19 protein-coding genes are annotated in these 18313 nt (G+C 72.2%); 16 read left to right on the forward strand and 3 right to left on the reverse strand.

The genetic code is table 11. The annotated features are described in order from the left end of the window. The 15 genes from VGO20_RS01980 to VGO20_RS02050 form a co-directional block, all read left to right on the forward strand. On the forward strand, positions 1-641 hold a 641-nt coding region (locus tag VGO20_RS01980), incomplete at its 5' end, for a hypothetical protein (protein WP_327500604.1). A 363-nt stretch (positions 642-1004) separates the two neighbouring features. Then, positions 1005-1640: an HAD family hydrolase gene (locus VGO20_RS01985; RefSeq protein WP_327500605.1), complete on the forward strand. Its 636-nt coding sequence runs from the start codon at positions 1005-1007 to the stop codon at positions 1638-1640. 155 nt (positions 1641-1795) lie between these two features. Further along, positions 1796-3034 (forward strand): glutamate-5-semialdehyde dehydrogenase, encoded by a 1239-nt coding sequence (locus VGO20_RS01990; RefSeq protein ID WP_327500662.1) that lies wholly within the window; start codon positions 1796-1798, stop codon positions 3032-3034. A 10-nt stretch (positions 3035-3044) separates the two neighbouring features. Then, positions 3045-3692: a nicotinate-nucleotide adenylyltransferase gene (locus VGO20_RS01995; protein WP_327500606.1), complete on the forward strand. Its 648-nt coding sequence runs from the start codon at positions 3045-3047 to the stop codon at positions 3690-3692. Between the two features lie 98 nt (positions 3693-3790). Further along, positions 3791-4123, forward strand: a complete 333-nt coding sequence (gene rsfS, locus VGO20_RS02000) for a ribosome silencing factor (protein ID WP_327500607.1) — start codon at positions 3791-3793, stop codon at positions 4121-4123. 45 nt (positions 4124-4168) lie between these two features. Further along, positions 4169-4627 (forward strand): 23S rRNA (pseudouridine(1915)-N(3))-methyltransferase RlmH, encoded by a 459-nt coding sequence (rlmH, locus tag VGO20_RS02005; protein ID WP_327500608.1) that lies wholly within the window; start codon positions 4169-4171, stop codon positions 4625-4627. Positions 4628-4711: 84 nt separating this feature from the next. Further along, complete coding sequence (gene gpmI, locus VGO20_RS02010) at positions 4712-6274, forward strand: 2,3-bisphosphoglycerate-independent phosphoglycerate mutase (protein ID WP_327500663.1); 1563 nt, start codon at positions 4712-4714, stop codon at positions 6272-6274. Between the two features lie 2 nt (positions 6275-6276). Beyond that, positions 6277-7569 (forward strand): murein hydrolase activator EnvC family protein, encoded by a 1293-nt coding sequence (locus tag VGO20_RS02015; protein ID WP_327500609.1) that lies wholly within the window; start codon positions 6277-6279, stop codon positions 7567-7569. Then, complete coding sequence (locus VGO20_RS02020) at positions 7570-8943, forward strand: S41 family peptidase (RefSeq protein WP_473964851.1); 1374 nt, start codon at positions 7570-7572, stop codon at positions 8941-8943. It begins immediately after the preceding gene. Positions 8944-9069: 126 nt separating this feature from the next. Continuing rightward, the gene (locus tag VGO20_RS02025) at positions 9070-10215 is read left to right on the forward strand and encodes a divergent polysaccharide deacetylase family protein (RefSeq protein ID WP_327500610.1); all 1146 of its coding nucleotides are present in this window, start codon (positions 9070-9072) and stop codon (positions 10213-10215) included. Positions 10216-10225: 10 nt separating this feature from the next. Continuing rightward, positions 10226-10717, forward strand: a complete 492-nt coding sequence (locus VGO20_RS02030; RefSeq protein ID WP_327500611.1) for an RNA pyrophosphohydrolase — start codon at positions 10226-10228, stop codon at positions 10715-10717. A 262-nt stretch (positions 10718-10979) separates the two neighbouring features. After that, positions 10980-11189: a cold-shock protein gene (locus VGO20_RS02035; protein ID WP_327500612.1), complete on the forward strand. Its 210-nt coding sequence runs from the start codon at positions 10980-10982 to the stop codon at positions 11187-11189. 137 nt (positions 11190-11326) lie between these two features. Further along, a complete protein-coding gene (gene infA / locus VGO20_RS02040; protein ID WP_414639765.1) occupies positions 11327-11599 on the forward strand; it encodes a translation initiation factor IF-1 in 273 nt (90 codons plus the stop codon). Positions 11600-11709: 110 nt separating this feature from the next. After that, positions 11710-13296: a DEAD/DEAH box helicase gene (locus VGO20_RS02045; protein WP_414639766.1), complete on the forward strand. Its 1587-nt coding sequence runs from the start codon at positions 11710-11712 to the stop codon at positions 13294-13296. A gap of 24 nt (positions 13297-13320) precedes the next feature. Beyond that, a complete protein-coding gene (locus VGO20_RS02050; protein WP_327500613.1) occupies positions 13321-13548 on the forward strand; it encodes a hypothetical protein in 228 nt (75 codons plus the stop codon). Positions 13549-13594: 46 nt separating this feature from the next. Here the strand turns inward: VGO20_RS02050 and mnmC1 are convergent, their stop codons facing one another. After that, positions 13595-15409, reverse strand: a complete 1815-nt coding sequence (gene mnmC1, locus VGO20_RS02055) for an FAD-dependent 5-carboxymethylaminomethyl-2-thiouridine(34) oxidoreductase MnmC1 (protein WP_327500614.1) — start codon at positions 15407-15409, stop codon at positions 13595-13597. A 92-nt stretch (positions 15410-15501) separates the two neighbouring features. Here mnmC1 and VGO20_RS28590 point away from each other — a divergent pair, with 92 nt between their 5' ends. Continuing rightward, positions 15502-15900, forward strand: coding sequence for a DUF2267 domain-containing protein (locus VGO20_RS28590; protein WP_414639767.1), 399 nt, complete (start codon positions 15502-15504; stop codon positions 15898-15900). Here the strand turns inward: VGO20_RS28590 and VGO20_RS02060 are convergent. Both VGO20_RS02060 and cobU read right to left on the reverse strand, forming a co-directional pair. After that, on the reverse strand, positions 15806-17512 hold the full coding sequence (locus tag VGO20_RS02060) for a methyl-accepting chemotaxis protein (RefSeq protein WP_327500615.1): 1707 nt from the start codon (positions 17510-17512) through the stop codon (positions 15806-15808). The genes VGO20_RS28590 and VGO20_RS02060 overlap by 95 nt on opposite strands. A gap of 134 nt (positions 17513-17646) precedes the next feature. Next, positions 17647-18165, reverse strand: a complete 519-nt coding sequence (gene cobU / locus VGO20_RS02065) for a bifunctional adenosylcobinamide kinase/adenosylcobinamide-phosphate guanylyltransferase (protein ID WP_327500616.1) — start codon at positions 18163-18165, stop codon at positions 17647-17649. Positions 18166-18313 lie beyond the last annotated feature (148 nt).

Consider the following 18313-nt stretch of genomic DNA (forward strand, 5'->3'; position numbering starts at 1 on the left):
TGTTCTGCCGCATCGCCGCGCGGGGCGCGCCCCTGGCCGAGGCCGCGCGCCGTGCCGGCTGCGCCCCCGGCTCGGCGCCGTGGTCGCGCGCGGACGTCCGGGCCCGCCTCGTCGAACTGTCCGCCCAGGAGGAGAACCGGCGCGAGGCTCTCGTCGAGCAGATGCGCCGGCAGCACGACGAGCTGTACGGCAAGCTGGTCGAGCAGGGGCACTTCCCCGCTGCCGCCCGTCTGCTGGCCCACCAGTGGCGCTTCGAGAAGGATGTCGGCGCCGTCCGAGCCGTGACCCGGGCCGAGCGCGAGCGCCTGCGCGAGGACCTGCACGAGGAGGTCCGGGGCGAACTGCGCGAGGAACTGCGCGGCAAGATCCAGGCGGAACTGGTTGAGGAGCTGCGCAAGGAGTTGGCCGGACTGCGCAAGGAAATGCGTGACGAGCTGCGCGCGGAAATGCGCGCCGGGCCGAAGACGAAAACCGGGACCGTGACGAAACATGACATTCCCGCACGTTTCGACGCCCCGGTGCCCTCCGGCCCGCTGGCCGGCCCGCTGGTGGCCGCTCCGCAGAGCGCCGGCAGCCTGAAGGCCCGCCTGCGGGACCAGCCCCTGCCGGTCCCCACCGGCAATCTCGCCCGGACCGCCTGAATATCCCCTCTCCCGTGCAACGGGAGAGGAAATACTCAACCGAATAGCGTCCGCAGAGGAATGCGGGGCGAGGTCCGGGCGGAACTGAGGGAGGAGCTGCGCCGCGAGCTGCGCACCGGGACCGTGACGAAACATGACATTCCCCCACGTTTCGACGCCCCGCTGCCCTCCGGTCCGCTGGCCGGCCCGCAGGCCGCCGCCGCTCCGCAAGGCGTCGGCGAACTGCGAAGTGTGCATTCCCGGCGCGGAGCTGGAAGCGCCGTCAACCCGAGTCCGGAGCCCTGACCGGCGAGTGGACGCCCCGGGGCCGGACATGCTATCGGCGAGCACCCTCGGGGATCCGGGGGAAGGCGGAGGAAAGACATGATCCGGGCCGTGCTCTGGGACATCGACGGCACGCTGCTGGACAGCGAACCCCATCATTTCGCCGCGATGGCGGCCGTCTGCGCACGTCACGGCCATGTCCTGTCGCAGGCCGACTACGACCGGCTGCTCGGCCGCTCCATGCCCGAGGTCTACGCCCTGCTGGACGCGGTCGAACCGATGCCCTTCGACGTCGCGGACTTCGCCCGCGCCTGTACCGGGCGCTACGTGGAGACGGTCGCCTCGGTGCGGCCGCGTCCCGGCGCGCTGGAGAGGGTCGACTGGCTGGCGGCCCGCGGCGTGCCGCAGGCCTGCGTTTCCAACAGCGGGCGCGCCGTCGTCGATGCGAACATGGGGCGCATGGCGCGCGCTTCGCTCGCCTTCGCGATCAGCCGCGACGACGTCGTGCACGGCAAGCCGCATCCCGAGCCCTACCTGGCCGCGGCGGCGCGCCTGGGGCTCGCCCCGTCGGCCTGCCTCGTCGTCGAGGACAGCCCGGTCGGTGCCCGCTCGGCGCGGGCGGCCGGCATGAGGACCGTTGCCTGGCCGCAGGTCCCGGGCCTGGACTTCGACGGCGCGGAGGTCGTGGGCGACCTGGGCACGCTCGACTGGGCGGGCCTGCTGGAGCTGGCGTAGGTTCCCGCCACCCGCTTCCCCGCCACGCAACGATCGGTTACGATCCGTTCCCCTTCGGCCCCCGGCAGGGGTTGAAGGGGAGCGGACGACGGAGACGACAGATGACTGCGCTTGCCCACGGCTCAGCGACGGGAGCGGACGCGCTCGATACCGGGATGGACGCGATCGGCCGCGCCGCGCGCGCGGCCTCGGCGATGCTGGCGGCCGTGCCGGCGGAGGCCAAGGCGCAGGCGCTGCGGGCTGCGGCGGCGCGCCTGCGGCAGGACTGCGGCCGGGTCCTCGCCGCCAACGCCGAGGACGTGGCGCAGGCCCGCGCCCGCGGGCTGACGGGCTCTCTGGTCGACCGGCTCGTCCTCGACCCGGCCCGCGTCGAGGCGATGGCGCGCGGGCTCGAGGACATCGCGGATCTGCCCGATCCCGTCGGCGGCATCATCGCCGAGTGGGAGCGGCCCAACGGGCTGCGGATCCGCCGCGTGCGCGTGCCGCTCGGGGTGATCGGCATCATCTATGAGAGCCGGCCGAACGTGACGGCCGATGCCGGCGGGCTGTGCCTGAAGTCCGGCAACGCCTGCATCCTGCGCGGCGGCTCGGAAAGCTTCGCGTCCTCCCGCGCGATCGCCGACGCGATGCGGGCCGGCATCGCGTCCGCCGGGCTGCCCGCCGACGCGATCCAGCTCGTCCCCACCACCGACCGCGCCGCCGTCGGCCGGATGCTGGCCATGGCCGAGCATATCGACGTGATCGTCCCGCGCGGCGGCCGCTCCCTGATCGAGCGCGTCGCCGCCGAGAGCCGCATCCCCGTCATCAAGCACCTGGACGGCATCTGCCACGTCTATGTCGACGCGGCGGCGGACGAGGCGAAGGCGCGTGCCGTGGTCATGAACTCCAAGATGCGCCGGACCTCGGTCTGCGGCGCGGCCGAGACGCTGCTGGTCGACCGGGCGGCGGCGGCGCGCCTGCTGGCGCCGCTGGTCCGCGACCTGCTGGAGGCCGGCTGCGAGGTCCGCGGCGACGAGGCGGTGCGCGCGGTCGACCCGCGCGTCCGCCCCGCCGCACCCGAGGACTGGGACACCGAATACCTGGACGCCGTGATCTCGGCCCGTGTCGTCGACGGAGTGGACGAGGCGGTCGCGCACGTCAACCGCCACGGCTCGCACCACACCGACGCCATCGTGACCGAGGATCGGGCCGCGGCCGCGCGCTTCACCGGCCGGGTCGACAGCGCGATCGTGCTCGTCAACGCCTCGACCCAGTTCGCGGACGGCGCCGAGTTCGGCATGGGCGCCGAGATCGGCATCTCGACCGGCAAGCTGCACGCCCGCGGCCCGGTCGGGGCCGAGCAGCTCACCAGCTACAAATACGTCGTCCTCGGCGACGGCCAGACCCGGCCGTGAGAGCCTTGCCTTGAACCATCCCAGGCCCGTCACGAGGTGGTCGGGCCCGCTCTGGGCGGGGTTGCGCATCGGGTTGCTGGGCGGCTCGTTCAACCCCGCGCACGAAGGGCACCGCCACATCAGCATGGTGGCGCTGGCGACGCTCCGGCTCGACGCGGTGTGGTGGCTGGTCAGCCCGCAGAACCCGCTGAAGCCCCGCGCCGGGATGGAGGCGCTGGCAGGGCGGCTGGCCGAGGCGCGCAGGGTGGCGGCACACCCCCGGATCGTGCCGACCGCGATCGAGCGCGAGCTCGGCACCGTCTATACGGCCGAGACGCTGGACCGGCTGCATCGCCGCTTCCCGGGCACCCGTTTCGTGTGGCTGATGGGGGCGGACAACCTCGCCCAGATCCCGCGCTGGCGCGATTGGCGGAAAATCTTCGAGCGTACCCCCGTTGCAGTGTTCAATCGGCCCCCATATTCTCTTAAGGCACTGGGCGGCAAGGCCGCGCGCCGCTTCCGCGACCGCCGGGTCGGCGCGGAGCGCGCAGGCGGCCTCGCCGCGCTCGATCCGCCGGCATGGGTGTATCTGGATAGTCCGATGCACCCGGCCTCCGCGACCGAGATCCGCCGCCGGCGCGCCGCCCCGGCGCGGCGCGCGGACCGGGGCCTGTCGTGACGGGGCCGTCAACCGGACACAGAGGTGGACCCATAGCTACGCTCAAAGAACGGGCTCCCGGACACGGGACGCAACCGAAGGATCTCAGCGACCTCGCCGTGAAGTCGCTGGACGACGACAAGGCCGAGGACATCTCCGTCATCGAGCTGGCCGGCAAGACCACGATCGCCGACTACATGATCATCGCGACCGGCCGCTCGACCCGCCAGGTCGGCGCCATGGCCGAGCATCTGCGCGAGAAGTTCAAGGACGCGGGGGTCGGCGGCGTGCAGATCGAAGGCATGCCCCAGGCGGACTGGGTGCTGATCGATGCCGGCGACGTCATCGTGCACCTGTTCCGGCCGGAAGTCCGCAGCTTCTACAATCTCGAGAAGATGTGGGGCATCGAGCCGCCGGCCTCGGCGGAGCGGGCGTTGACCCGCTACGCCTGAACGGACGCGCCGCACGCGGGCCCCGCTGCGGCGCGGGAGGATGGAATGAAGGTGTGGCTGGCCGCCGTCGGGCGGGCGCGGGCGGGCCCCGTGCGCGACTTGTTCGACGACTACGCCGGGCGCCTCGTCTGGCCTTTCGCGCTGCGTGAGGTCGAGCTGCGCCGGCGCGTCCCGCCGGAGGAACAGAAGCGCAGGGAGGCCGAGCTGCTGCTCGCAGCCATCCCGGCGGGGGCGGCGGTCGTCGCGCTTGACGAGCGGGGCCGGAACCTGACCAGCGAGTCCTTCGCCGGCCGCATCGGCGCCTGGCGCGACGGCGGCACCGGCGACCTCGCCTTCCTGATCGGCGGCGCGGACGGGCACGGAGAGGCGGCGGTCGGGCGCGCGGACCTGGTCCTGGCACTCGGCAGCATGACGTGGCCGCACATGATGGTGCGCGCGATGCTGATGGAGCAGATCTACAGGGCTCAGCAGATCCTCGCCGGTCACCCCTATCACCGGTCGTGACGTCTCCGGCAGCATGTCGCCGGGCGGCACCGCCGGCGCCGCATCAACCACAATTTAACCACGATGGGCACTAACATGGCCGCCATGACCGAGACGAACCGCCCCCGCCCCGTCGTTCTCTGCGTCCTCGACGGCTGGGGCTGGCGCGAGGAGCGCGAGGACAACGCCGCAGCGCTCGCCGATACGCCGAACTTCGACCGGCTGTGGTCGTCCTGTCCCCATGCCTTCCTGAACGCCAGCGCGCAGGACGTCGGGCTGCCCGACGGGCAGATCGGCAACTCCGAGGTGGGGCACATGAACCTCGGCGCCGGCCGCGTCGTGCTCCAGGACCTGGTGATGATCGACGCGGCGATCGGACAGGGCGAGCTCGACCGCAACCCGGCGCTCGGCGGCCTCGTCGATGCCCTGCGGCAGAGCAAGGGCACCTGCCACCTGATGGGCCTGCTGTCTCCCGGCGGCGTGCACAGCCACCAGGACCACATGCTGGCGCTTGCGCGCACGGTCGCCGCGGCAGGCGTGCCGGTCGTGGTCCATGCCTTCACCGACGGCCGCGACGTGCCCCCGCAGAGTGCCCGCGAGCAGGTCGGCAGGTTCGTTGCCGCGATCGACGGCGTGCCCGGCATCCGTTTCGGCACCGTGATCGGCCGCTACTACGCGATGGACCGCGACAAGCGCTGGGAGCGCGTCGAGAAGGCGTACGGCGCGATGACGGCGGCCAAGGGGCTGGAGGCTGCCGACCCGCTGTCCGCGATCGATGCGGCGTACGCCGCCGGGACGAGCGACGAATTCATCCTGCCGACCGTGATCGGCGGCTACACCGGCATGACCGACGGCGACGGCGTGCTGATGGCCAATTTCCGCGCCGACCGGGCGCGGGAGATCCTGGCGGCGCTGCTCGAGCCCTCGTTCAAGGGCTTTGACCGCAACAAGCCCCTGCGCTTCGCCGCCGCCGTCGGCCTGGTCGAGTACTCGGACGAGCTGAACCAGTACATGCAGGCGATCTTCCCGCCGAAGGAACTGACGCACACGCTGGGGGAGGTGGTGGCCGCGGCGGGGCTGAAGCAGCTCCGCATCGCCGAGACCGAGAAGTACCCCCACGTCACCTTCTTCTTCAACGGCGGCGAGGAGAAGCAGTACCCGGGCGAGGCCCGCATCATGGTGCCGTCCCCGAAGGTCGCGACCTACGACCTGCAGCCGGAAATGTCGGCCCCCGAGATGACGGACAAGCTGGTCGACGCGGTCGGGAGCGGCGAGTTCGACCTCGTGGTCGTCAACTACGCCAATCCCGACATGGTCGGGCATTCCGGGATCCTCGATGCCGCGATCCGGGCGGTCGAGGCGGTGGACCTTGGACTTGGCCGGCTCGAAGAGGCGGTCCGCCGCCGCGGCGGGGTGATGCTCGTGACCGCCGACCACGGCAACTGCGAGATGATGAAGGACCCGGAGACCGGCGGCCCCCACACCGCCCACACGCTGAACAGGGTGCCGGTGATCCTGGTCGGCGCGCCCTCGGGAGTGGCCCTGCGCGACGGCCGCCTCAGCGACGTCGCCCCGACGTTGCTGGAACTGATCGGCCTCGGCCAGCCGCACGAGATGACCGGCCGCTCCCTGATCGAGCGGGATTCGGCCCGCGCGGCGGCGGATTGAGCATGGCGGGCGCGCATTCCGACCTCGGCAGTGGCGGGGGGCGCGCCCCGGTTCCGGTCCTCCTGGCGTTATGCGCCGTGCTCGCGGCGGGAACGGCGTCGGCCGCCGACAACCCTGCGGGCACGCTCCAGCGGGTCGAGCGGGAGCTGACCGCCAGCGGCAAGCGCGAGGCGGAGCTGAAGCGCGAGGCCGGACGCATCGCCGCCGAGCTGGGCGACCTGCGCCGACGCCTCGTCGAGGGGGCCGCGCAGTCGCGCGCGGTCGAGCACGACCTCGCCGGCCTCGAGGAGAAGCTGCGCATCCTGCAGGAGCAGGAGGTGATACAGACCGCCCGGCTGGAGGTCGAGCGCGCGCGCGTCTCCTCCCTGCTCGGCGCGCTCCAGCGCCTGTCCCGCGTCCCGACGGAGGCGCTCGCCGTGCGTCCGGAAGCCCCGGTCGACACACTGCGCGGCGCGCTGCTGCTGCGCTCGGCCGTGCCCGAGCTGGACCGCCGGGCCGAGGCGCTGGCCGGTGCGATCCGGGAGTTGGGCGAGCTGCGCGCCGGCATCGCCGAGCGTCGCGCGCAGGCGGAGGGGGTGCGCGCCGATCTTGCCCGCCGCGCGACCGAGATCGAGGATCTGGTCCGCCGCCGCGAGCAGCTCGCCGCCCGCACCGACGAGGAGCGCCGCGAGATGGAGCGCCGTTCGGCCCGTCTCGCCGCCGAAGCGAAGGACCTGCGCTCGCTGCTCCAGCGGATCGAGGCCGAGCGTGTCGCGAAGGCCGAGGAAGCGCGGCGCCAAGCCGAGGCGGAGGCCCGGGTCGCCGCCATCATTCCTCCCCGTCCGCCGGAACAGGGCGGTTCGGAACGCCACGCGACCCTGGTCGTGCCGCCCGCGCCGCCGGCGCGCGAGCCCGGGCGGGACGATGGCGCCCTCCTGCCGGCGGCCGGGCGCATCACCGTGCGCTACGGCGAGCCGGACCGGTTCGGCAACACCAGCCGCGGTCTCACCATCTCGGCCCGCCCGGGAACCCAGGTCGTCGCGCCCTTCGACGGGTCGATCATGTTCGCCGGCCCCTTCAAGGGGTACGGGCAAATCTTGATCGTGGAACATGCCGGCGGATATCATAGTCTGATCGCGGGACTGGGACGCATCGACACACGAGTTGGCCAGCAGGTGCTGGCCGGTGAGCCCGTCGGCATCATGGCCGCGCCTGAAGACGGTAACCCCGACCTTTACTTCGAGCTGCGACGAAACGGTCAGCCCATCAATCCGCAGCGCGGCATGGCCGCACTTGGTGGGAAAGGACAAGGCTAGATGATGAAGACGATCAGCGCTTCCGCCCTTGCGGCGATCATGCTCCTGGTGCCGGCCGTCACGGCCTCGGCGGAGACGAACAGCTCCGAGACGTACCGGCAGCTGAACCTCTTCGGCGACGTGTTCGAGCGCGTGCGCTCCGAATACGTCGAGGAGGTGACCGACGAGCAGCTGATCGAAGCTGCGATCAACGGCATGCTGACCTCGCTCGACCCGCATTCGAGCTATCTCGACCAGAAGAACTTCCAGGACATGCAGGTGCAGACCCGCGGGGAGTTCGGCGGGCTCGGCATCGAGGTCACGATGGAGGAGGGGGTCATCAAGGTGGTCTCGCCCATCGACGAGACGCCGGCGTTCCGCGCCGGCCTGCAGCCGGGCGACCTCATCACCCATCTCGACGGCGAGGCGATCTCGGGCCTGACGCTGTCGCAGGCGGTCGAGCGGATGCGCGGGCCGGTGGGCAGCGACATCCAGGTCACGGTCCGCCGCGGCCTCACCGGCGAGCCGTTCGACGTGACGCTCACCCGCGACGTGATCCGCATCCAGTCGGTCCGCTACCGTCCCGAAGGCAATGTCGGCTACATCCGCGTCACCACCTTCAACGAGCAGACCCAGGCCGGCGTGGAGCGGGCCGTCGCCAGCCTGGGGGACGAGCTCGGCGACGACCTGATCGGCTACGTCGTCGACCTGCGCAACAATCCCGGCGGCCTGCTCGATCAGGCGATCTCGGTGTCCGACAGCTTCCTCGACAAGGGCGAGATCGTGTCGACCCGCAGCCGCCGCACCGAGGACGGCCAGCGCTACAACGCGAAGCCCGGCGACCTCGCCGGAGGCAAGCCGATCGTGGTGCTGATCAACGGCGGTTCCGCCTCGGCCTCGGAGATCGTCGCCGGCGCGCTCCAGGACCACCGGCGCGCGATCGTGCTCGGCACCCAGTCCTTCGGCAAGGGCTCGGTCCAGACCATCGTCCCGCTGCCCGGCCACGGCGCGATGCGGCTGACGACGGCGCGCTACTACACGCCGGCCGGCCGCTCTATCCAGCAGCTCGGCATCACCCCGGACATCGAGGTGCAGCCGGCCAAGGTCGAGGAACTGGCGGAGGCGCAACGCCGGAGCGAAGCCGACCTGCGCGGCGCCCTGACCAACGACACCAGCCGCCCGCCGGCCGAGGAGGCTCCCGCCGCGACGCCGGCGCCGGCCGAGCCCGAAGAGGACGCGGTCCCCGGCCCTGGCGCCGAGGCCGAGCCCCCGGTCGACGGCACCGCACCCGCGACGGCCGGCGCCGAGGTGCCCGAGGTCGACTATCAGCTCGCCCGCGCGATCGACCTGCTGAGGGGCGTCTCGCTCTTCAATACGCGCGCCGCTGTGAACTGACGGGCGGGCGGGGCGGTGGGCGATCCCGGTTCCGCATCCGGTCGGCTCGGCGGCCTCGGCCGCCGGCTGGCCTTTCCGCGCCTGGCTCTTGCGCGGTTGCCACTTCTCCGGTCGGGGTGGCCGGCGGTGCTGAGGCGCCTCGGCGCGCCGGTTCCCGGACTTCGCGGTGCGGCGGCCGGGGCGGCAGGCGAGCCGGAGGTCGATCTCGACGACGCGTCGGGCGAGGCCGCGGCCTCGCACTGGCGGCTGGCGATCCCGGCGGTTCCCCTCCTGCTGCTGGGCGGGCTCGTCCTGTGGCTCTCGCTCTCGGCCGAGCAGACGATGCGCGAGCGTCTGGCGCGCATTCCCAGCATCGTCGTCCCCGTGATCGACATGGCCGGCGGAGACGGCGTGTTGCCTGCGCCCACGGATGCCGCGTCCGCCGGCTCCGGGACATCCGATCCCAATCCGGTCGACTTCGCGGTCGAAATGGCTCCGGCTCCCGATCCGGCCCTGGTCGAGCAGACGCCGGACGGAGCGTTGCCGCGGGTCGGCGAGGACGGCCGCACGCCATGGCAGACCTATGCCCGGCCTTTCGTCCATGGCGACGTCCGGCCCCGCGTCGCGGTCGTCATGGCCGAACTCGGCATGTCCTCCGCGGCGACGCGCGACGCGCTCGCGCGCTTGCCGGGGGCGGTGACGCTTGCCTTCCCGTCGCATGCCCCGGACCTGCCGGCCTGGATCGAGGCGGCCCGGCGCGACGGCCACGAGGTGCTGCTGGACCTGCCGGCCGAGCCTGACGCCTACCCGAAGGACGATCCCGGACCGGGCGCCTTGATGACGATGCTGCCCTCCGACGAGAACCTGCGCCGCCTGCGGCTGCTGCTGGCGCGCGGAACGGGATATGTCGGTGTGACCACCCTGTCCGGTTCCGGATTCTCGGCCGCGCCGGAAGCGGTCGGCCCGGTAGCGCAGGAACTCGCCCGACGCGGGCTGGCGCTCCTGGACGCACGTGCTTCCAGCCGCAGCGCCCTGGCAGGCTCGGCGACCGCCGCCGCCGCCCCGCGCGCCATCGCGGACATCCGCGTCGACCGGTCGCCCTCGCCGGCAGCCATCGATGCGGAACTCGCGGCGCTGCTGGAGATCGCCCGGCGGGACGGGACGGCCGTCGGCGTCGTGTCGCCCTATCCCGTCACCCTGGAGAGACTCGGCCTGTGGCTGCCGAAGCTCGCCGCCGAAGGGGTGGCGCTCGCCCCCTTGACGGCGGTGGTGAACCGCCAGCCCGACCGCTGAACCGGACGCCATGACCGACCCGACGGAGCTGCCCTACCGCCCCTGCGTCGGCGTGACGCTGTTCAACCCCGACGGCCTGGTCTTCGTCGGCCGTCGCCGCGACACTCCCGACGCCTGGCAGATGCCGCAGGGCGGCATCGATCCCGGCGAGACCCCGGAACGGGCAGGCCTGCGCGAGTTGGAGGAGGAGATCGGCACCGCGCGCGCCGAGCTGGTAGCCCAGTCCTCGGGATGGCTGCGCTACGACCTGCCGCCGGCGCTGCTCGGCAAGGTCTGGGGCGGCCGTTTCCGTGGGCAGGAGCAGAAATGGCTGCTGTGCCGCTTCACCGGTACGGACGCCGACATCCGCCTCGACACCGCCCATCCCGAGTTCGACGCCTGGCGCTGGGTCCGCCCCGAGGAGGTCGCCGGTCTGATCGTTCCGTTCAAGCGCGCGATCTACGAGGCGGTCATGGCGGAGTTCGTTCCCGCGATCGGCCGCCTCGTGCGCCGGGGCCGCTAGATTGGCGGAGCAATCGGGCCCTTTACCTGTTTGCGTTTCAGCAGATATCGTGGGCTTCGCGAGCGTCTGCAGGGGAGGACCGTATGGCCGCAGGCACGCGCAGCCGCTTGCAAATGCGGGCGCGGTACCCATTTATGCCTGATCGAATGCACTATGGGTCACGGTCTTCGTGCAGACTGCTGCCTAACGGTCGTCCCCGACGTGATTTGATGCCCCGCCGCGATGTTGTGGTCGGGTGACGCCGATCGAGGGAGAAGATCAGATGGCGATAGGTACGGTGAAGTGGTTCAATGGCACCAAGGGTTACGGCTTCATCGAGCCGGAGCAGGGCGGTGCCGACGTCTTCGTCCACATTTCGGCGGTCGAGCGCTCGGGGCTGTCCGACCTCCGGGAAGGGCAGAAGGTGTCCTACGATCTCGAGAACGACCCCAGGAAGGGCAAGGTCTCCGCGACCAACCTGAAGGCGCTTTGAGGGACGGGCGGCGTTAGCCGCCCCCCAGCGGAACGGGCGGCTAGCGCCGCCCTTTGGCAAGGGACTGGGCGGCTTGTGCCGCCCTTTTCCGGTTGGTAAGGTAGTGCCCCGACCGTCGGTCCGGGCTAGGAGGGTGAATGGCCAAGGAAGACCTGGTCGAGATGGAAGGGGTCGTCACCGAAGCCCTGCCGGACGCACGGTTTCGCGTGCAGTTGGACGGCGGGCACGAGGTGATGGCCTATTCGTCCGGCCGCATGAAGAAGAACCGTATCCGCATCCTGGCGGGCGATCGCGTCACCGTCGAGATGACGCCCTACGACCTGACCAAGGCGCGCATCAACTACCGCCACAAGGCCGAAGGCGCCGGACCGGCCGCCGGCCCCAGGCGCCCGCCGCCGCGGCGGCGGTGAAGCCGGGACCGGCGGCTTCGGTCGCCGGCCGGACTTGACCGACCTCTCGTGCAGCATCATACCGGGTATACGGAAAGTTTCCGGCCCGGCCCGCGCGCCGGCTTCGCCACGTGTCGCGATTCGCGGGACCAATCCTCGAAACGACCACGATCGGCCTGGCCGGCATCCGCCCGGCGAGCATCCCGACGACGCGCGCCGGACCGTGGCGGGTGCGCACGACCCTCAAGGACCACATGATCACATTCTCCGCTCTTCCCCTGCGCGCCGAGATCCAGGCCGCGCTGGGCCGCCAGGGCTACGACCGGCCGACCCCGATCCAGCAGCAGGCGATCCCGCCGGCGCTCGACGGGCGTGACATCCTGGGCATCGCCCAGACCGGCACCGGCAAGACCGCCGCGTTCACCGTCCCGATCCTGCAGCGCCTGTCGGCCGTTCCCGGAGCGGCCCCGCGTCCCGGACGGACCCGGGCGCTGATCCTGACGCCCACCCGCGAACTCGCGATCCAGATCGGCGAGAGCATCGCGGCCTACGGCGCCGGTTTGCGGCTCACCCATTCCGTGATCTTCGGCGGCGTCGGGCAGCAGCCGCAGGTCGATGCGCTGAACCGCGGCCGCGACCTCATCGTCGCGACGCCGGGCCGCCTGCTCGACCTCTGCGGGCAGGGGCACCTCAAGCTGGACGGGCTGGAGGTCTTCGTGCTCGACGAGGCGGACCGCATGCTCGACATGGGGTTCATCCGCGACGTCCGGAAGGTCGTCGCGATGCTTCCGCGCAAGCGCCAGAGCCTGTTCTTCTCGGCGACCATGCCGGACGAGGTCGCGGATCTCGCCGCACGCCTGCTCACCGACCCGGTGCGCGTCGAGGTGACCCCGGTCGCCTCCACCGCCGAGCGGATCGACCAGCAGGTGATCTTCGTCCCGGCCGCGGCCAAGCGCCAGCTCCTGGTCGATCTCCTGCGCTCCGACCCGTCCATGGACCGCACCATCGTCTTCACGCGCACCAAGCACGGCGCGAACAAGGTGGCGCAGTTCCTGGAGAAGGCGGCGATCGGGGCGGCGGCGATCCATGGCAACAAGTCCCAGAGCGCGCGCCAAGCGGCCCTGGAGGGCTTCCGCACCGGGGCGGTGCGTGTCCTGGTCGCGACCGACATCGCGGCGCGCGGCATCGACATCGACGCGATCTCCCATGTCGTCAATTTCGACCTGCCGAACGTGCCCGAGAGCTATGTCCACCGCATCGGCCGCACAGCCCGCGCCGGCGCGTCGGGAATGGCGATCGCGTTCTGCGACGAGGGCGAGGAGCGGGTCTTTCTCCGCGACATCGAGAAGCTGATCGGAACCCGGATTCCGGTCGTGCCCGGCCCGGCCATCCGCACGCCGGTCGATCCGGCCGACGACGCGGACGCGCGCGACGCGGCACCCCGCCGGCCCGGCAACCGCAACGGGCATCGCGGCCCGCGTGCGGGCACGCCGCATTCCGGGCCGAAGGCGCAGTCGGGCCAGGGCCGGCCGACGCACAGGGATGGGCACAGGGACGTCCATAGGGAAAAGCCGGTGGAGAACGGCGCCCGCCCGCGGCAGCAGGGAGCCGGGCGCGCCAACCCGTCCTTCGGCGACCTCGTGGCCGCCATCGGCAAGGGCGAGCCCGAGGGCTCCGGCCCCGGCCGCAACCGGCCGCGCCGTACCGGCAGCCGCTGATCCAGATCCGAGGAGGGTGGGCCGATGGCTCGCAAGAAGCAGAAGGTCAGCACGGAGCACGTCCTGTTCGACGTCCTCTATGACGACGGCAGCCGCAGCTCGAACCGTCGGGTTCCGGCTTCCGAGCTCGAGGGGCCCGATGGCGACGATGCGGCGCGTCACGTGATCGAGGCGCAGGACCGGGAGATCGCCGCGATGTCCGGCCGCCCGCGCGGCGAGATCAAGTCCGTCAAGCGCTCGCCGATCCGCTGAGGGCCGGCCTCCCGGGCAGGGGCTGAACGCGGGACTGAACGCGGGGCTAAAGCCTGCGCGTGCGCAGTCCGCGTATGAGGAACCGCCCGGGGTGCAGCGCCGCTGCGACGCTGCGCGGCACCGGCCAGGGTTCGCCCGAAACCTGCGCCGCGATCAACTCGGCAGCGAGCGGCGCCGTCGTCAGGCCGCGGGCGCCGAGCCCGCTCAGCACCCAGGTCCGGGCGTGGAGCGGTGGTTCGGCGGGAATGCGGCGCCGGTCTCCCGTGCGCAGCCCGGCATAGGCATCGAGCCAGTCGCCGTGGTCCGGCAGCGGGCCGGCCAGCGGCAGATGGTCCGGTGTCATGGCCCGCAACGCCGCCCGGCCGACGGCGTGGCGCGGATCGGGGTCCACCAGGCCCGGGATCCAGGCCTCGGCGGCGGCGAGGTTGCGCCGGTCGTCCTCCGGCCGGGCCTCCTGGGGCCGTGCCGGCACCGAATCCTTGACCGGGTCGAAGGTGGCGCCCACGACGTGGCGCCCGCCGCCGGCGGGGATCACGTAGCCTTCGCCGCCGAGGACGCAGGCGAGTGCGGCTCCGGCCGGCGTCGCCGGTGCCGCCGTGACCTGGCCCCGCCGCGGGACGAGGGGCAGCCACGCGGCTGCAGCGAACCGGCGCGTGTCCAGCCCGCCTGCCAGGATGACGAGGTCGGCCTCGCCGCCACCCGGCACTCCGATATCGGCGCCGAGTTCGATCCGCGCACCCTCGGCCAAGCCCCGGCACGCCGCCTGCGGGGCGAGCCATCCCGCCCGCTCGAACCACAATGCCCCATGGGCGGCGGCGCCCGCGAGCGCGACCCGGGCATGGCGGGCCGCCTGCGCCGCATCGACGTGCCGCATCAGTTCCGGCGCCAGGACGCCGGCCCCGCAGGCTGCCTCCTGACGGGCCGCCGCTTCGGCTCCTCCCGCCAGTTCCAGCACCCCGGTCGCCTCGAGCCACGGCGCCAGCCGGTCGAGTGCGTGGCGGAACGCCTGCGCATGGAAATGCCGCTCCGGGCCGGAGCCGAGGACGAGACGGGGCATCACGATCCCCGCCGGATTGCCGGACCCCTCGGCGGCGAGACCGAGGTGCCGCTCGGCCAGGCGCACCCGCCATCCCCGATCGTGCAGCGCCGAGGCCATGGCCGCGCCGGCGATGCCGCCCCCGACGACGAGGGCCGTCCCCGGCACCAGCGGGGCAGGGGGCCGGTACCAGGGCTCGACCGCGGACGGCGGTCGCGGGCCGGCGAAGACGCCCTGCAGCATGTTGCTCCTGTGCTCGAAGCCCGGCGCGCGCTCCATGCGGAACCCCGCATCCTGGAGGGCGTGCCGGACCCGCCCCGTGGCGGCGAAGGCGGCGAGCCGGGCCCCCGGCCGGCTGAGCCGCGCCACGTCGGCGAACACCGCGGGCGACCACGTCTCGGGGCTATTCGACGGCGCGGACCCGTCGAGGATCCAGGCGTCCATCTCCGCTTCCAGCTCGGCCAGCATCGGCGCGACGGGGCCGACGAGCAGGGTCAGCGTCACGGCCCCGCCCTCGAAGCGCAGGCGGTGGAAGCCCGGCGACGGTTCCGGCCAGACCGTGGCCAGCCGCTCCGCCAGGGCACCGAATGCCGGCCACGTCCCAAGCGCGCGCCGCATCTGCGCCCGCGTCTGCGGGAAGCCCTCGACCGAGACATGGTGCAGGAAACGCGGACGGCGCGGGTCCCGGCGCCACAGATCCCAGACCGACAGGAAAGTAAGTCCCGCGCCGAAGCCGGTCTCGCCGATGGCGAAGGCGGGCTGTCCGGCCCAGGCCTCGGGCAGCCCCGTGCCGCCCTGCCACACGGTGTCCGCCGGTGCCGGCACGTGCGCTCCGGCAATGTCTCGACCCTGCGTCATGCCGCCTTTGTCGCCCGGTGTGCGGACCTGCCGCAAGCCCGTCCGGATGGGGAGCCCAGATGCCCGCCCTCGTCCGGGGCATCTACTACGAAGGCTGGAAGCCCGCCGCGGTCCCGAACAGGCTTCGCGAGGGCAAGGAGTTCATCGACGACGTGCGCGACCGGGCTCACGGGTGCGAGGAGCTCGACCCGGACATCGCGATCCGCGGCGTCTTCAAGCTGCTCGACCGCCACGTGGACGCCGGTCAGATCCGCAAAGTGAAGGACCAGCTTCCGGGCGGGATCCGCCAGTTCTGGCCCAACGCCGAGCCTGACGGAGAGGGGAGGGAGCCCCCCGGGGCCGTGACGGCCCCGGGGGCCCTCCTCAGGCGGCCCGGACCTCGGCCAGGAACGTCGCCACGGCCTGCTCGAGGTCGCGTGCCTGCCGGGCCAGACCGCCGGCCGCGTCGCGGACGCTGACCGCCGCCTGGCCCGTCTGCTCGGCGGCGCCCTGGACGCCCGTGATGCTGCCCGTCACCTCTTCCGTGCCCTGGGCGGCCTGCTGGGCGTTGCGGCTGATCTCCAGCGTCGCGGCCGACTGCTGTTCCACTGCCGAGGCCATGCCCGCGGCGGCCTGGTCGATGTCCTCGACCTGCGCGATGATGGCGGTCATGACGCCGACGGTGGAATCGGCGGCCGACTGGACGGCGTTCATCTGCTCGCGGATGCGTTCGGTCATCAGGCGCGTCTGGCCCGCCAGATTCTTGACCTCCGAGGCGACGACGGCGAAACCCTTGCCGGCCTCGCCGGCGCGCGCCGACTCGATCGTCGCGTTCAGCGCCAGCAGGTTCGTCTGCGCCGCGACCTCGCCGATGGCGTCCACGATCTCGGCGACCTGGGCGATCGCCGTGGCCAGGCGGTCCAGGTCCGCCTGGGCGGTGCGCGCCCGCGAAGCCGCTCCGCGCGATTGGCCTGCCGTCTCGGCGACTTGGCTCGATACCTGCTGGATCGTCGCCGACAGCTCCTCCGAGGCCGCCGCCACGGTCTGGACGTTGGCGCTCGCCTGGTTGGCGGCGGCGGCGACCGCCGTGCTCTGGCGCGAGGTCTCCTCGACCGCGGCCGCGAGCTGCTGGGCCGTCGCCTGCATCTCGCTCGCGGCGGTGCTCACCGTATCGACGATGCCGCCGACGCGGTCGTCGAAGCGGTCCGCGAGTTCCAGCATGGACCGGCGCCGTTCCTCGGCGGCGCGCGCCTCGTTTTCCGCGGCCTGCCGCTCCATCTCCCGGTTGCGCACGAGATTGTCGCGGAACACGGTCATGGTCTGGGCGATCTCACCGATCTCGTCGCGCCGCCCGGCGCCGAAGATCTCGGCGCCGACGTCGCCCTCGGCCAGACGGCGCAGCGCCGTGACCGAGCGGGTCATCGGCCTGGCCACTCCGTAGCTGGCGATCAGGTAGCCGACCGCGGCGCCGCCCAGCACGCCGAAGACGGCGACGGCGACCAGGATCGTCTGGTCGCGCCGTGCGAGCGCCGCAGCCTCCTGGTTGGTCTGCGTCGCCTTCTCGTCGGTGTAGACGGTCAGCGCACGCAGCCGCGCCTGAAGGTCGGTCGCGGCGTCCCGACTCGCGAGCGCGGCGTCGCGGATCGTCTGCTGCGCGACGTCGATCCGCACCTCGCCGCCGAGGCCTCGCGCGGTCTCGATCGTCTTGGCGAGGCTTGCCTCGTATTGCTGAAAGCCGTCGGCGACCGCCGCCGCGAGGTCGCGCGTCCGAGGGTCGGTGGTGTCGGAGAACTCCCGCAGTCGTTCCTCGAACAGGCGGCGCTGCTCCTCGATGACGCGCAGCGAGTCCTCGAGGTTGCTGCCGGTCGGGTCCGCGGCGATCCGGAACTCGGCCCGGTTCAGTTCGACGACGTCGCGGTTGGCACGGGCCGCGGTCAGGCTCTGGCTGCCGGCCCGGTCGATGCGGGCGGCCGCTTCCGTCATGTGCTGCAGGCTGACGATACCGACCGCACTTACGAGTGCGGTGACGACCGAAAGGAAGCCCACCAGCAGCAGAAGCTTGTGGACGATACGCAGATTCGCGAAAACCATGCCGTTCATACTCCCGTTTCCCGCACTGTCTCCCGGCCGGGCCTCGGATCCCGTCCCCGCCAAGGAGATAGGGCGCTGCAGTGCAGCGTCACTCGCGGTAATACGAAAGTATGGGTACCGAAAAGGTAATATGCCTATTTGGCGATGATGGGCAGGCCGGCCACCATGAACAGCACCCGGTCGACCGCCGCCGCGACCGCCTGGTGCAGCCGGCCCGCCTCGTCGCGGAACCGGCGCGCTAGCGCGTTGTCGGGCACGATGCCGAGGCCGACCTCGTTGGACACCAGGATGACGCGGCCGCCGAGCGCCGGCAGGGTCCGGGCCAGCCGGTCGCCTTCCGCGCGGACGTCGCGCCCGGCCTCCATCAGGTTGCTGAGCCACAAGGTGAGGCAGTCTACGAGCACGGTCGTGCCTGGCACCGCCTGCGCGGCGAGCGTTCCGGCAAGGTCGAGCGGTTCCTCGATCGTGCTCCAGCGAGGGCCCCGGTCGGCGCGGTGGCGCTCGATCCGCGATTGCATTTCTCCGTCCCGGGCTTCGGCGGTCGCGACATAGAGCAGGTGTCCCGGCTCCGCTTCGGCCAGATTCTGGGCGTGCCGGGTCTTGCCCGACCGGGCACCGCCCAGCACCAGCACCGTCCTCGCTTCCTGTGGCACGCGCCCCTCCAGCATCGCCTCCCGGACGGCAGTCTAGCCGGTCCGGCGGCTCCGGGCGAGCGGTGCCGTGATAACAATATGTCTCGCGGCCGTTAACGAAATTTTGATGTGCGGCGTGTATCAATCCGCGTCAACTAACTCGTGGGTT

Origin of the sequence: Arenibaculum sp. (assembly GCF_035998295.1) — a bacterium.
Taxonomy (GTDB): Bacteria; Pseudomonadota; Alphaproteobacteria; order Azospirillales; family Azospirillaceae; genus DASYHS01.